Here is a 14,114-nt window from a genome sequence, read left to right on the forward strand (position 1 = left end):
TAAGGAGGGAAATGACTAATGGTAAAGAGACCTGATACAAAAAAAGCTCGTTTGAATCGCCACAAGAGAATTCGTGGTAAAATAAGCGGCACACCAGAGTGTCCACGCCTTTGTGTATTCCGCTCCACTAACAACATCTATGCACAGCTTATAGATGACGTTAACGGTGTTACACTTGCTTCAGCTTCTAGCCTTGACAAGAGCATCGAAGGAAACGGCGGTAACAAAGAGGCAGCACGTGCAGTAGGCAAGCTCATTGCTCAGCGTGCAGCAGAGAAGAATATAGTTGATGTTGTATTCGACAGAGGCGGCAACATCTACCACGGCCGTGTTAAGGAATTGGCCGAAGGCGCCCGTGAGGGCGGCCTCAATTTCTAAGGAAGGGGAGGAATAACTTTGGCAATTATTGACGCAGGAACATTGGATTTGAAAGAGCGCGTTGTTGCTATCAACCGCGTATCTAAAACAGTAAAGGGCGGACGTATCTTCAAGTTTGCAGCTTTGGTAGTTGTAGGCGACGAGAACGGAACAGTAGGCTTCGGTATCGGTAAAGCAGGCGAAGTTCCGGATGCTATCCGCAAGGGCATTGAGGATGCTAAGAAGAACCTTATTAAGGTTTCTCTCAGAGGCACAACAATCCCACACGAAATTATCGGTGAGTACGGTGCAGGCAGAGTTTTGATGAAGCCGGCTGCTCCCGGTACAGGAGTTATCGCCGGAGGTCCAGTGCGTGCCGTTGTTGAAGCAGCAGGTATCAAAGATATCAGAACAAAAGCTCTTCGTTCAAACAACCCATGCAACGTAGTTAGAGCTACACTCGAGGGACTTAAGGCTCTTCGTACAGCAGAAGAAGTTGCTGCAATCCGTGGCAAGTCTGTAAAAGAAATTTTATAATAAACGGGGGTTGACGAAATGAAAATCAAATTAGTTAAGAGCCTCATCGGAGCTAAAAAGGATCAGATCGCAACTGCCCATGCTTTGGGTCTTAAGAAAATCGGCGATGTTACAACACAGCCAGACAACGCTCAGACAAAAGGCAAAGTAGCAAAAATAATCCACCTCATCGAGGTAGTTGAAGGTTAATCAATCAAGGAGGTGCGAAAAATGAAGTTACATGAACTTTCACCTGTTGAAGGCTCAAAGAAGGACGCCAAGAGAATTGGTAGAGGTCACGGTTCAGGCTGGGGCAAAACTTCCGGTAAGGGTCACAAAGGTCAGAAGGCAAGAGCAGGCAGAGGTATGCGTGTTGGCTTTGAAGGCGGCCAGATGCCTTTGCAGAGACGTATTCCTAAGAGAGGTTTCAACAACATCTTCGCTAAGGAAATCGTTTCTATCAACGTAGGTTCTCTCAACAGATTTGAAGACGGCGCAGTTGTAGATGCAGCAGCACTTGTTGAAGCAGGTCTTGTTAAGAATTATTTTGACGGTATTAAAATTCTGGGCAACGGTGAGCTTAAGAAGAACATCACTGTTAAAGTAGATGCATATTCAGAGTCCGCTAAGGCTAAAATCGAGGCTGCAGGCGGAAAGGCTGAGGTGATTTAATTGTTTAAGACAATTAGAAACGCCTGGGCTATCCCAGATCTCAGAAGAAAGTTACTTTTCACTTTAATGATTATAATCGTATTCAGAATTGGTTCCGTTATCCCGGTTCCATTTCTGGATATGGCTGCACTGAGAGAGGTTATGAACGCTAACGGCGTTGAAACCGGCAACTCAATGCTTGCTTATCTTAATACTCTTTCCGGTGGCGCTTTTTCCAACGCAACACTGTTTGCAATGGGCGTTTCACCATATATCAACAGCTCCATCATCATGCAGCTTTTGACAATTGCTATTCCTCCTCTTGAGAGAATGGCAAAAGAAGGAGAAACTGGAAGAAAGAAAATTGCTACAATAACTCGTTATGTAACTGTTGCACTTGGACTTATTCAGGGTACTGCATATTTCTTCTATCTGCGCAACCAGAACATAACAGTTTACAACGAAGGCTTCAGCCTTTGGTTCTCAGCAATCGTTATCATCCTCGCATTTACAGCAGGTACTGCTCTTATGATGTGGATGGGTGAGCAGATCAATAAAAACGGTATCGGAAACGGTATTTCAATTCTCCTTTTTGCAGGTATCGTTGCTCGTCTGCCTTGGACAATCAATGTTTTGGCACAGTACTTCTCATTGGGATTTTCCGGCAGCGCTCAGTATTTTATTCTTGTACCATTCTGGGTTATTCTCTTCCTTGCAGTTATTTGGATTATCACATTCATGCAGGATTCCGAGAGAAGAATTCCGATTCAGTACGCAAAGAGAGTTGTTGGCAGAAAGATGTACGGCGGTCAGTCCAGCCACCTTCCAATCAAGGTTGCTTTGGGCGGTGTTATGCCGGTTATCTTTGCTAGCTCCATTCTCTCAATTCCAAGTACAATTGAAATGTTTTGGCAGCCAACAGGCATCTGGGCAGGCTTCTTTGCAGCATTCAGAGCTGACGGCTGGGCATATGCATTACTTTATTTCTTACTCATTTTGATGTTTGCATACTTCTACACCTCAATTCAGTACAATCCGGTAGAAATGGCAAACAACTTGAAGCAGAACAACGGCACAATCCCAGGTATCAGACCTGGTACTCCTACTGCGGAGTTCATAAGAAAGATTCTTTCCAGAATCACACTTATCGGTGCTTTGTTCCTTGCATTCATAGCTTTGGTTCCAATTATTTATTCGTCAGTGACAGGTTTGAGAGGCCTCACAATGGGTGGTACATCCGTTATCATCATGGTTGGTGTCGCTCTTGAAACAGTAAAACAACTGGAATCTCAGATGATGATGCGTCATTATAAGGGATTCCTGGACTAATACTTTTTACCTTAGGAGGAGAATTCACATGAACATCATTTTGTTGGGAGCTCCCGGTGCAGGTAAGGGCACTCAGGCAGCTGTTATTTGCGAAAAGTTGAATATTCCTACAATTTCAACAGGAAACATCATCAGAGAAGCGCTGAAAAACGGCACTGAAATGGGATTGAAGGCAAAGTCCTACATGGACGCAGGAAAGCTGGTTCCGGATGAGGTAGTAATCGGCATAGTTAAGGAAAGACTTGCACAGGACGACTGCGCAAACGGTTTTATCCTTGACGGTTTCCCAAGAACAATTCCACAGGCCGAGGCTCTGGACGCAATGGGCGTTGTTATCGACAAGGTTATCGACATTGAGGTAGCCGACGAGGTAATAGTGAACAGATTGTCCGGACGCCGTGTTTGCGAGAAGTGCGGAAGACCTTATCACCTTGAGAGCTTGAAGCCAAAGGCAGAAGGTATCTGCGACGACTGCGGAGGCACCCTTGTTCAGCGTAAGGATGACAGCATTGAGACCGTAAAGGCTCGTCTTGATATTTATCACAATGAGACAGAGCCGCTCAAAGACTACTATGCAAAGCAGAACAAGCTTGTTGTAGTTGAAGGACAGGACACTGTAGAAGATACTTCTAAGTTGGTTCTTGCAGAAGTAGAGGCGTAAAGTATGATTGTGTTGAAAACCGCTCGTGAACTTTCTCTTATGAGAGAGGCGTGCAAAATATCTGCACGGGCATTAAAAATTGCCGGCGAAGCTGTTCAACCGGGAGTTTCGACTCTTGAAATCGATACTTTAGTTCGCAAGTACATCGAGAAACAGGGAGCCGTTCCCTCGTTTCTCGGGTACGGCGGATTTCCGAACAGTGCTTGTATATCGGTAAATGACACGGTTATCCATGGCATACCAAGCAAGAAACGCATTCTCAAAGAGGGCGACATTGTAAGCGTTGACGTGGGAGCTTATATAGGCGGATACCACGGAGATAACGCATGGACATTCCCATGCGGAAAGATAAGCGATGAAGCGCAGGCGCTGCTTGACGCAACGAGAGAAAGCCTTTTTAAAGGAATCGAAAAGGCTCAGCCGGGAAACAGAATCGGAGACATCGGCTCAGCGGTTCAGCAGTATGTCGAAGAGCGCAGTTACTCGGTGGTACGTGACTTTGTCGGCCACGGAGTAGGTGCGAAGTTACACGAAGAACCATCTGTACCAAATTTCGGTACACCGGGAAGAGGCCCGAGGCTTTTGCCCGGCATGACAATCGCAATAGAACCTATGATAAACATGGGAAGCTACCGTGTAAAGGTTCTTGAAGACGAGTGGACCACGGTTACAGTGGACGGAAGCTTGTCCGCTCATTTTGAGCATACAATAGCAATAACTCCGGACGGTCCAAAGATATTAACACTTCCGGATTAAGGATTGGGAATAATCTTATGGATATAGTCAAGGGAAGAATCGTAAAAGCCAAGGCAGGCAGAGATAAAGACAAATTCTTTGTGGTTGTGGATATATACAAGAATACAGCGTATATATGCGACGGAAAGACCAGAAGAATTGAAAAGCCTAAACGCAAAAATGTTCTGCATCTTGCGCCTACCGCAGAAATGGCAGACGAATTTAACAGCAACCGAAAGATTCGGGAAATCCTCAAAAATTACAGAGGCGATTGATTTTAATAATCCGTTAGGAGGTTACAGTTGTGTCGAAGCAAGACGTTATCGAAATAGAGGGTACAGTAAAAGAAGCTCTCCCAAACGCACAGTTTAAGGTAGAGCTGCCAAATGGTCATGTTATTCTTGCCGTTATTTCAGGCAAGCTGAGAATGAACTTTATAAGAATTCTTCCGGGCGATAAGGTAACAGTTGAGATGTCACCATATGACCTTACAATAGGCAGAATTACATGGCGCTCAAAGTAATTGCAAAGCATATACGCTTTATTAAATAAATTGATTGACTATTTAGAAAGGAATGATTATAAATGAAAGTCAGACCTTCAGTAAAGAAAATTTGCGATAAGTGCAAGGTTATCAAGAGACACGGAAAAATCATGGTAATCTGCGAGAACCCAAAGCATAAGCAGCGTCAGGGTTAATCATAAGTAAATTAAACTATATTTTGAAATAATTATGGAGGTGCAACTATGGCTCGTATAGCAGGTGTTGATTTACCGAGAGATAAAAGAGTTGAAATTGGTTTGACATACATCTACGGTATCGGACGTAAAACTGCAAGCGACATTCTTGCTGCAACAGGTGTTAATCCTGACACTCGTGTCAGAGATCTTTCAGAAGACGATGTATCAAAGCTGAGAGAATATATCGATCATAACTGCCGTGTTGAAGGTGATCTTCGCCGTGACATAGCTTTTGATATTAAAAGACTTATTGAAATTGGTTGTTACCGTGGCGTTCGCCACAGAAAGGGTCTCCCGGTAAGAGGTCAGCGTTCAAAGACTAACGCTCGTACTCGTAAGGGTCCCCGTAAGACTATGGCAAACAAGAAGAAATAAGTAAAGGAGGACAAAGCTTATGGCAGCACCAAAAGCCGGAAAGAAGGCAACCGTGCGTCGTCGCCGTGAACGTAAAAATATCGAAAAAGGCGCAGCACATATTCAGTCAACATTTAACAATACAATAGTTACAATATCCGATACACAGGGTAATGCAATCTCTTGGGCAAGCGCCGGAGAGCTTGGATTCAGAGGTTCAAGAAAGTCAACTCCTTTTGCTGCTCAGTCAGCAGCAGAGACAGCTGCAAAGGCAGCTATGGAGCATGGCCTCAAGTCAGTTGAAGTATACGTAAAAGGCCCTGGTCAGGGAAGAGAAGCAGCTATCAGAGCTCTTCAGTCCGCAGGTCTCGAAGTTAGCATGATTAAGGATGTTACTCCGATTCCTCACAACGGATGCCGTCCTCCAAAGAGAAGACGTGTATAACCGTAATATTACAGGAGGTGTCCCATTATGGCAAGATATACAGGAGCTGTGTGCAGACAGTGCCGCAGAGAGGGTCAGAAGCTTTTCTTAAAGGGCGACCGCTGCTACACAGATAAGTGCGCATTATCCCGCAGAGCTTACGCACCAGGACAGCACGGTCAGGGTCGTAAGAAGAGTTCCGAGTACGGTACTCAGCTTCGTGCAAAGCAGATGACAAGACGTTACTATGGCGTTTTGGAGAGCCAGTTCAGAAAGTACTATGAGTTGGCAGAGAAAAAAGAAGGTAAGACAGGTGAGGCATTGCTGGCAATCCTCGAGAGCCGTCTCGACAGTGTTGTATACAAACTCGGCTGGGCTTCTTCACACGCAGAGGCAAGACAGCTTGTTTCTCACGGTCATTTCACAGTAAACGGCAAGAAGGTTGATATTCCATCATACCTTACAAAGCCGGGCGATGTTATTACAATCGCTGAGAAGAGCAGAAGCAGCGCAAAGTTTAAAGCTCTTCTCGAGGCAAATGCAACAAAGCCTGTTCCAAAGTATCTTGAAGTAAACAACGATGCTTTCGAGGGCAAGGTAGTTTCCGTTGCAAAGCGTGAAGAAATTGATTTACCGGTTGATGAAACACTTATCGTTGAGTTGTACTCCAAGTAATCCCCAAAAAACGCAGGCAGGTTACAAACTCAGCGGCTTAAATGCCGCCTAACGTCAAGGAGGATTCGCTAATGATAGAGATTGAAAAGCCAAGAATAGAAACCGAAGAGTTATCAAGCGACGGCAAGTACGGTAAATTTGTTGTAGAGCCTCTCGAAAGAGGATTTGGCAACACATTGGGCAACAGTTTGAGACGTGTGCTCCTTTCATCCTTGGAAGGAGTTGCGGTTACATCCATCAAGATTGATGGTGTGCTTCACGAGTTTTCCACAATCCCGGGAGTAAAAGAAGACGTTACCGAGATCGTTCTCAACATGAAAAGACTTGTTGCAAAGCTTCACACCAATGATCCGAAAGTTGTGGAAATTTTTGCCGAGGGTCCTTGCGAAGTAACTGCAAGCACAATTAAGTGCGACAGCGAGGTTGAAATCCTCACACCGGATCTTCATATCGCTACACTGGGCGAAGGTGCAAAGCTTCATATGGAGATAACACTGGACAAAGGCAGGGGTTATGTTCCGGCAGAGCGCAATAAGCTCATCGACGGAAACAACGTAATCGGCGTTTTGCCGGTTGACTCCATATATACGCCTGTAGAAAAGGTAAACTACACAGTTGAAAATACCCGTGTAGGTCAGATTACCGACTACGACAAGCTTACTATGTATGTTTGGACAAACGGCGTGCTGAACGCACAGGAGGCTGTTTCATTGGCAGCCAAGGTTCTCACAGAGCACCTCAATCTGTTTGTTGACCTTTCAGATAAGGCAAGCAGCGCAGAGGTTATGGTAGAGAAAGACGACAAGGGCAAGGAGAAGGTTCTTGAGATGACTATCGAAGAGCTCGACCTTTCCGTTCGTTCCTTCAACTGCCTCAAGAGAGCCGGAATTAACACAGTGGAGGATCTCATCGGTAAATCCGAAGAGGATATGATGAAGGTTCGTAACCTCGGACGCAAGTCTCTCGAAGAGGTTATGTATAAGCTCAACAGCCTGGGCTTCAGTCTTCAGAAAGAGGACGAATAATTTGACAGCCCGTTTTTAATATCAATCCATATTGAAAAGGAGTGAATACAAATGCCAGGAACAAGAAAGCTGGGAAGAGCATCTGCTCACAGAATCGCTATGCTGAGAGCAATGGTTACCTTCCTTTTTGAAAAAGGCAAGATTGAAACAACAGTTACTCGTGCCAAAGAAGTATCAGCAATGGCAGAGAAAATGATAACAATAGCAAAGACAAACAGTCTTCACAATAAGCGTCTTGTAATGTCTTTCGTAACAAAAGAGGACGTTGCAAAGAGTCTTTTCGATACAATCGCACCTAAGTACATGGACAGAAACGGTGGTTACACACGTATCACTAAGATCGGACCACGTCGTGGCGATGCTGCTGAAATGGCAATTATCGAACTTATCTGATTTGTCTGATTGTATATGATTTTACATTTGGGAGCGGTTATATGTCCGCTCCCATTTTAAAATATTTCAAATTAGAATTTATATACCCGCCCGTGGCGCAGCCGGATAACGCAGCAGATTCCGATTCTGAAGAACGGGGGTTCGAATCCCTCCGGGCGGGCCATTTTTTTATTTCCGCCTTGCAGAGGTTTAGCTTAGAAATTAGCATCGTTTCAAGGCGGGCGAGACCTTTTCTCTAAAGCTTTGGAATGGCTTTCTCACAGTAGGATTTATCTATTGTGAAGTTATAATGATTACAAGGAAACCATGGTTATTTTAATGTGAGGCTTAGAGAACAGAGTCTCTTTTTTTATTTTCGCCTTAAAAAGGTTTAGTTTAGAAATTAACATCATTTCAAGGCGGGCGAGACCTTTACTTTAAAGCTTTGGAATGGTTTTCTTACATTAGGCTTTATTATTGTGAAGTTATTAAGAATTACGTTATATAATAGTTACTAAATGTTTTATAATACTAAAAACCCCCATTGTTATAGATTTCGTAACAATGGGGGTTTTGATTTTGTATTAAAATTTACTGATTTTCATTTACAAGGACTACTGAAACTCTTATGTTGTTTTCTGCTTCGTCAATATCATAGATTGAATTGTCGTCTATTGGAATATGTATTTCGTAGACATCTGATGTGCTGAGAGTTTCTCCGTCAAATACAAAGCTCCAGTTTTCATCGTTTACCTTTTTAAAGTTTCCATCGGAAGAGTAGGCGTAAAGGGTATATCCCTCGCCTGTGCCCTCAAGGCCGTTTCCTCTGAAAGCTACTGTTGTAGTGGTGTGAACATTTTCAACAGAGGCTGTGAAAACATAGGAAGCGGCGTCGCCGTGGATTCCGGCTTTCAGCTTTTCTTCATCTGTTAAAATGCTTCTTTCGGCAGAGTCCAAATCAACCTCTCTGTAAGGTATTTCCGGAAGATATACAAATCTATCCTGCAATCTTAAAAGCTCCATACAGCCTGTTGGACAGTAAAGTGTGTTTCCGTCACCGCCTGTGAACATTCCGATAGCCATATTGTTATAGCCGCTGAGGCTGGAAACATCCTTTGTATATACTGTTTTTCCGGTTTCAAAATCAAGGATAATATAACGCCACATCTTTGTTTCCGGGTCTTGGTCGTAGCCGTAAAGATATCCGGTGGCGGTTGAAAGCTTGAAAATGGATGTTGAGCTTATATCGTTTCTGCTCCAAATGGTTTTCATTTCCTTGCCGTTTTCGGTTTCAATCAGGTCAACTCTTTCGATTCCCGGCATTATGTATTCGTTGCCGTTTTGCATCCAATTTACGTCATAAATATTTTCAAAGGATTGGATTGAGGAGTCGCTGTCATCTTTTGCTAAGTCTGCGCTTCCTGCGCCGAACCAGTTGCAGACAATAGTGCTTACAGCCTCTTCGCCGTCGTAAACGATTATAGAGTTTTCAACGGAAACCTGCTGACCCTCTGCCAAATCGTCGAGAACCGGAGCGCTTGCAGCCAATTTACCGGTTTTAATATCCAGAGCAATAAGATTTACAGGGTCAAGGTTGTCGGTAAACAGCACATAATCCTGTGTAAGTGTCGGTGAAGAACCGCCGCCCCAGGAAAGACCGCCGCCTGTAGTTGTGCTGCCTGCTTCGCTGTCGTTTGCGCCGTTGCTGCCGTATTCTGTGCGCCATACAACGTATACACCTTCGTTGGCTTTAAGGAGATAGCAGGCCTTGTTAGTGAGTATTACACAGCCATCCTCGCAGGAGGCAATGCCGTTTTCTGCTCCCTCGCCTGGGATTGTTTCGTAAACGTATACAGATTCCTCAGGCACGCTGCTTCTTTTTCCTTCCATTAAATCTTCAATGGCTTGTGCCTCGATATATCCTATATATCCAACCTGTTCACGGTCGGGATAAATGCGAAAACCGCCTGTTACAAACCAAAGATTTCCCTCATAGTCGTATGTAACAGCTAAAAGGTTTTGGTCGGTTTGTCTGTCGATAACTGCTTCAACTAATTTCTTAATATCAATATCTGCAATCTTTTCAAAGGTTTCCAAAATATTTCCGTCTTCGTCCATTGTCTTTAATATCAAAACATGGTTGTGTGAGGTTGGGCAGACAATGTTGTTTTGAGCGTCTACAAAGGAGTAAGAGGACTGAATGGAATAGCTTCCGTTGTCATCCTTCGATGGGATGAAAGAACCGATTGTCGTTATAACGTCAGAGTTTAAATCTCTTATGGTAATTCCACCCAAAAGCGGTGAAATAGCGTTGCCGTATTCATCGTAGAATATGGCGGGAGGAGCCTGTATACCAACTGTTTCAAGGGAAGAGTTAACCTCCGTGTAAATACCCAAAGGCAAAATGGCGTCGGTGGAGTCTGAATTGTAGCCGTCGTTGTGGATATTTGACTCAGATTTCGCCAAATAGGGATTTTGTTTGACAGATTTCGCAGCCAGGGGTTTAGGAGACAGAGAGAAAGAACTGTCACTGTAGTCAATTTTTCCCGTATCCTGACTTTGGCATCCGGAAGCAAAAATCACCATTGCGGCTAAAAGCACTGCAAAGATTTTTTTCATATTTACCTCCTAAATAAAAAACATAAGTTATTAAATATAAACTTGTAATATGATTATATATAAATATAAATATGGTGTCAATAAAAGGAAAGTAATTTTTTCCAAGTCGCCTATAAGAGGACAAAAGATTTATATATTTAATAAAAGACAGAAAAGTCATTGCTTTAAGCAGTGATAAACGAAAAAAATTATTTTTTTTGCAAAATTCTTAAAAAGACTTTACTTTACCGTGATAATGTGATAGAATACAAAAAAGTCACCGGATTAAAATCCGGAATAAAAATTATTCGGAGGAATTTATTTTGAAAAAGATACTTGCAATGCTTATGGCAATTCTCATGTTCGGTACAGTTGCAGCAGGCTGCGGCGGTAATGACGCAACAGAGAACAATTCAACAGACGGTTCAACATCAGAGGTTGGCGGCGCAGAGGAGTCATGGACAAAGGTAGAGTCCGCCGGCAAATTGGTTTTGGGTCTTGACGACAGCTTCCCTCCAATGGGATATAAGGACCCTGAAACAGGCGAAATCGTAGGCTTTGACGTTGACCTTGCAAAAGAAGTTTGCTCAAGACTTGGCATCGAGCTTGTGCTCCAGCCAATCGTTTGGGAAACAAAGGAAACAGAGCTTAACGGCGGAAACATAGACTGCATCTGGAACGGCTTTACCGCAACACCTGAGCGTGAAGAGGCAATGCTTCTTTCAGCCCCTTATATGCAGAATACTCAGGTAGTTATGGTTGCTGAGGGTTCAGACTTTACTGACCTTGCTTCCCTTGCAGGAAAGACAGTCGCTGTTCAGTCCGGTTCTTCAGGCGACAACGCTCTCAATGCTGACGAAAACGCAGACTTCAAAAACTCCCTTGGAAACATCATCAAGATTCAGGATTACCTCAGCGCAATCACAGAGCTTGAAAACGGCACAGTAGACGGCATTGTTCTCGACGAGAAGGTTGCTACAAACTACATAAACATGAAGCCTGGCAAATACAGAATTTTGGAAGCTGACGGCAAAGAGATTACACTTTCCGAGGAAGAGTATGTAATCGCTTTCAGAAAGGGCGATCAGGCTTTGATGGAGAAGATCATGGAAACTCTTAAAGAGATGAAAGAGGACGGCAAGTTGGCAGAAATCTCCACAAAGTGGTTTGAAGAGGACGTTACTACTATCTGATTTTAATGGTACGAAATAGAAATTTAAGGGTGGGCTATGGCCTGCCCTTAAGTTTGTTTTGGTTTAATAACATAAAACTGGTATAAAACCTAATTTATGCCATGAACAAGGATGAAATTGCAGGTATCAAAATAATAATTGCAGAATAAAAAGAAAGAATTTTGAGAGGTGTTCTTGTGAATTATAGTATATTACTGTCTGAGATGCTGGAGGGTACATTAAATTCCCTTGCGCTTTTCGGACTTACATTGTTGTTTTCTCTGCCTTTGGGACTTATACTTTGTGTGGGCAGACGTTCAAAATTTAAAATTATAAATATTCCGGTAAAGTTTTACTTGCTTCTGCTGAGAGGTACTCCTCTTATGCTCCAGCTTATGTTTGTTTTCTACGTTGTAAATCCGCTGTTGCCTTTCAGAATCGACAGATTCCCGGCTGCGGTTGTGGCTTTTGTTTTAAACTATGCTGCATATTTTGCAGAGATTTACAGAGGCGGAATGGAGAGTATTCCGGTTGGACAGTACGAAGCAGCAAATGTTTTGGGATTTAGCAAAAAGCAGACATTCTTTAAAATTATTCTTCCTCAGGTAATAAAGAGAATATTGCCTCCTATGGGCAACGAGTTTATAACCCTTGTAAAGGATACATCCCTTGCAAAGGTAATTTCAGTTGTAGAGCTTATGAAGGTTACATCAGACTGGGCAAACTCTGCGGCAAACTTTGTTCCGTTTATCATCGCCGCTATTTTCTATCTTGTTATGAACGGCGTTGTTTCCAAGTGCTTCAGCATTGCGGAAAAGAAACTCAGCTATTACAGATAATGGAGGTATACCGATATGAAAATGCTGGAAGCAAAAAATATAGAGAAATCCTTCGATAAACTTGAAGTTTTAAAAAATATATCATTTGATGTAAATAAGGGCGAAGTCCTTGCAATCATCGGCCCGTCAGGTTCCGGAAAAAGTACATTGCTAAGATGTATCACCCAGCTTGAAACAATAGACAAGGGTGAAATTGTAATCTGCGGCGACACTTTGGTAAAGACTGTTGACGGCAAGGCGGTTTACGCCAGCAAGGAAGACAGACACAAAATAAACATGCATTACGGACTTGTTTTCCAGAACTTCAACCTTTTCCCGCATATGAGCGTTATGAAGAATATAACAGCCGCTCCTATAAATGTTTTGGGAAAATCAAAGGAAGAAGCGGAAGCAACAGCAAAAAGTCTTTTGAAGAAAATGGGACTTGCAGACAGAGGGGATTATTATCCCTATCAGCTTTCAGGCGGTCAGCAGCAGAGAGTGTCCATTGCCCGTGCAATGGCTTTAAATCCTGAGCTTTTGCTTTTCGACGAGCCTACATCAGCTCTCGACCCTGAGCTTACAGGTGAAATTTTAAAGGTTATCCGCAGTCTTGCAGAAGAAAAAATGACAATGATAGTTGTAACCCATGAAATGGCATTTGCAAAGAATGTTGCCGACAGGGTAATATTTATGGCAGACGGCGTAATTGTGGAAAGCGGAACACCTCAGGAAGTTTTTGAAAACACAAAGAACCCGAGAACATTGGAGTTCCTGGCTAAATATAATGAGGACAGGGAAGGTTAAATAAAAAAACTCTCCGCTATGGGAGAGGAAAGGAAAAAGTATGTTTACAGATAAAAAAAGACTTGTAGTAAAGGTGGGAACATCCACCCTCACATATGAAAACGGAAAGATGAATTTCAGAAGAATTGAACAGCTCTGCAAGGTTCTTTCCGATTTGCAGAATATGGGTCATGAAATTGTATTGGTTTCCTCAGGCGCTGTGGGCGTTGGAATGGGAAAACTGGGACTTCAAAAGCGCCCAACCCTTACAAAGGAAAAACAGGCTGTGGCGGCTGTCGGTCAGTGCGAGCTTATGTTTATGTATGATAAGCTTTTCGGTGAATATAACCACACAGTAGCCCAGATACTTCTTTCAAAGTATTCAATAGAAACAGACCATAAAAAGGAAAATGTTCTCAATACAATGAATACCCTTATGAGCATGGGAATTATTCCTATTGTAAACGAAAACGACACAGTAGCAATCGATGAAATTGAAGGCGCAAACTTCGGCGATAATGATATGCTTTCAGCTATTGTTTCGGTTTTAATCGACGCCGACCAGCTTATTATCCTTACAGATATAGATGGCTTGTACGATTCAAACCCAAGACTTAACCCAACAGCAAAGAAAATTTCCGTTGTAGAGAAAATCGACGAGAACATTTTAAAAATGGCAGGGGGAAGCGGTTCAAACCGTGGAACAGGCGGAATGGCTACAAAGCTTAAAGCCGCAACACTGACAACAGAAAACGGAATTGACTGCATAGTTGTAAACGGAAGCTCACCGTCAATTCTTTATTCAGTTATCGACGGCGTTGAGGTTGGAACAAAGTTCTTAGCCCAACCCGTAAGTGTACTGAACAGTAAATACCTTAATAATTATTGATTTTTTTGATT

The 14,114-nt window shown here is 43.1% G+C and carries 20 protein-coding genes and 1 tRNA gene; 20 read left to right on the forward strand and 1 reads right to left on the reverse strand.

Annotated features, from left to right (window positions below; translation table 11 throughout):
- Positions 1-18: 18 nt before the first annotated feature.
- The 16 genes from rplR (at position 19) to B5F08_RS06345 (ending at position 8,024) form a co-directional block, all read left to right on the forward strand.
- Positions 19-378, forward strand: coding sequence for a 50S ribosomal protein L18 (rplR, locus tag B5F08_RS06270; RefSeq protein WP_087377491.1), 360 nt, complete (start codon positions 19-21; stop codon positions 376-378).
- 18 nt (positions 379-396) lie between these two features.
- The gene (rpsE, locus tag B5F08_RS06275) at positions 397-894 is read left to right on the forward strand and encodes a 30S ribosomal protein S5 (RefSeq protein ID WP_087377493.1); all 498 of its coding nucleotides are present in this window, start codon (positions 397-399) and stop codon (positions 892-894) included.
- An 18-nt stretch (positions 895-912) separates the two neighbouring features.
- Positions 913-1,083, forward strand: a complete 171-nt coding sequence (rpmD, locus tag B5F08_RS06280; protein ID WP_087377495.1) for a 50S ribosomal protein L30 — start codon at positions 913-915, stop codon at positions 1,081-1,083.
- 21 nt (positions 1,084-1,104) lie between these two features.
- On the forward strand, positions 1,105-1,545 hold the full coding sequence (gene rplO, locus B5F08_RS06285) for a 50S ribosomal protein L15 (RefSeq protein ID WP_087377497.1): 441 nt from the start codon (positions 1,105-1,107) through the stop codon (positions 1,543-1,545).
- Complete coding sequence (gene secY / locus B5F08_RS06290; RefSeq protein ID WP_087377499.1) at positions 1,546-2,853, forward strand: preprotein translocase subunit SecY; 1,308 nt, start codon at positions 1,546-1,548, stop codon at positions 2,851-2,853.
- 28 nt (positions 2,854-2,881) lie between these two features.
- Positions 2,882-3,514 (forward strand): adenylate kinase, encoded by a 633-nt coding sequence (locus tag B5F08_RS06295; RefSeq protein WP_087377501.1) that lies wholly within the window; start codon positions 2,882-2,884, stop codon positions 3,512-3,514.
- A 3-nt stretch (positions 3,515-3,517) separates the two neighbouring features.
- Positions 3,518-4,270: a type I methionyl aminopeptidase gene (gene map / locus B5F08_RS06300; protein ID WP_087377503.1), complete on the forward strand. Its 753-nt coding sequence runs from the start codon at positions 3,518-3,520 to the stop codon at positions 4,268-4,270.
- A 17-nt stretch (positions 4,271-4,287) separates the two neighbouring features.
- Entirely contained in the window at positions 4,288-4,524 is a 237-nt protein-coding gene (locus B5F08_RS06305) for a KOW domain-containing RNA-binding protein (RefSeq protein WP_087377505.1), read from the forward strand.
- Between the two features lie 29 nt (positions 4,525-4,553).
- The gene (gene infA / locus B5F08_RS06310) at positions 4,554-4,772 is read left to right on the forward strand and encodes a translation initiation factor IF-1 (RefSeq protein WP_087377507.1); all 219 of its coding nucleotides are present in this window, start codon (positions 4,554-4,556) and stop codon (positions 4,770-4,772) included.
- A 62-nt stretch (positions 4,773-4,834) separates the two neighbouring features.
- Entirely contained in the window at positions 4,835-4,948 is a 114-nt protein-coding gene (gene rpmJ / locus B5F08_RS06315) for a 50S ribosomal protein L36 (protein ID WP_087377509.1), read from the forward strand.
- A 48-nt stretch (positions 4,949-4,996) separates the two neighbouring features.
- Positions 4,997-5,365, forward strand: a complete 369-nt coding sequence (gene rpsM, locus B5F08_RS06320) for a 30S ribosomal protein S13 (protein ID WP_087377511.1) — start codon at positions 4,997-4,999, stop codon at positions 5,363-5,365.
- A gap of 19 nt (positions 5,366-5,384) precedes the next feature.
- A complete protein-coding gene (gene rpsK, locus B5F08_RS06325; protein ID WP_087377513.1) occupies positions 5,385-5,789 on the forward strand; it encodes a 30S ribosomal protein S11 in 405 nt (134 codons plus the stop codon).
- A gap of 27 nt (positions 5,790-5,816) precedes the next feature.
- The gene (gene rpsD, locus B5F08_RS06330) at positions 5,817-6,443 is read left to right on the forward strand and encodes a 30S ribosomal protein S4 (RefSeq protein ID WP_087377515.1); all 627 of its coding nucleotides are present in this window, start codon (positions 5,817-5,819) and stop codon (positions 6,441-6,443) included.
- A 71-nt stretch (positions 6,444-6,514) separates the two neighbouring features.
- Positions 6,515-7,468: a DNA-directed RNA polymerase subunit alpha gene (locus B5F08_RS06335; RefSeq protein WP_087377517.1), complete on the forward strand. Its 954-nt coding sequence runs from the start codon at positions 6,515-6,517 to the stop codon at positions 7,466-7,468.
- A 51-nt stretch (positions 7,469-7,519) separates the two neighbouring features.
- Complete coding sequence (gene rplQ / locus B5F08_RS06340) at positions 7,520-7,861, forward strand: 50S ribosomal protein L17 (protein WP_087377519.1); 342 nt, start codon at positions 7,520-7,522, stop codon at positions 7,859-7,861.
- An 86-nt stretch (positions 7,862-7,947) separates the two neighbouring features.
- Positions 7,948-8,024, forward strand: a tRNA-Arg gene (locus B5F08_RS06345).
- 407 nt (positions 8,025-8,431) lie between these two features.
- Here the strand turns inward: B5F08_RS06345 and B5F08_RS06350 are convergent.
- Positions 8,432-10,459 carry a hypothetical protein gene (locus B5F08_RS06350; protein WP_087377521.1) on the reverse strand — a complete coding sequence of 676 codons (2,028 nt, stop codon included), beginning with the start codon at positions 10,457-10,459 and terminating at the stop codon, positions 8,432-8,434.
- A gap of 302 nt (positions 10,460-10,761) precedes the next feature.
- Between B5F08_RS06350 and B5F08_RS06355 the strand changes: the two genes are divergently transcribed.
- The 4 genes from B5F08_RS06355 (at position 10,762) to proB (ending at position 14,103) form a co-directional block, all read left to right on the forward strand.
- Positions 10,762-11,631: an amino acid ABC transporter substrate-binding protein gene (locus tag B5F08_RS06355; RefSeq protein ID WP_087377522.1), complete on the forward strand. Its 870-nt coding sequence runs from the start codon at positions 10,762-10,764 to the stop codon at positions 11,629-11,631.
- Between the two features lie 176 nt (positions 11,632-11,807).
- A complete protein-coding gene (locus B5F08_RS06360) occupies positions 11,808-12,449 on the forward strand; it encodes an amino acid ABC transporter permease (RefSeq protein WP_087377524.1) in 642 nt (213 codons plus the stop codon).
- A 15-nt stretch (positions 12,450-12,464) separates the two neighbouring features.
- Positions 12,465-13,235: an amino acid ABC transporter ATP-binding protein gene (locus tag B5F08_RS06365; RefSeq protein ID WP_087377526.1), complete on the forward strand. Its 771-nt coding sequence runs from the start codon at positions 12,465-12,467 to the stop codon at positions 13,233-13,235.
- Between the two features lie 40 nt (positions 13,236-13,275).
- Positions 13,276-14,103, forward strand: a complete 828-nt coding sequence (proB, locus tag B5F08_RS06370; protein WP_087377528.1) for a glutamate 5-kinase — start codon at positions 13,276-13,278, stop codon at positions 14,101-14,103.
- The last annotated feature ends 11 nt before the right edge of the window (positions 14,104-14,114 follow it).

The sequence above is a fragment of the Anaeromassilibacillus sp. An172 genome (assembly GCF_002160515.1).
Taxonomy (GTDB): Bacteria; Bacillota; Clostridia; order Oscillospirales; family Acutalibacteraceae; genus Limousia; species Limousia pullorum.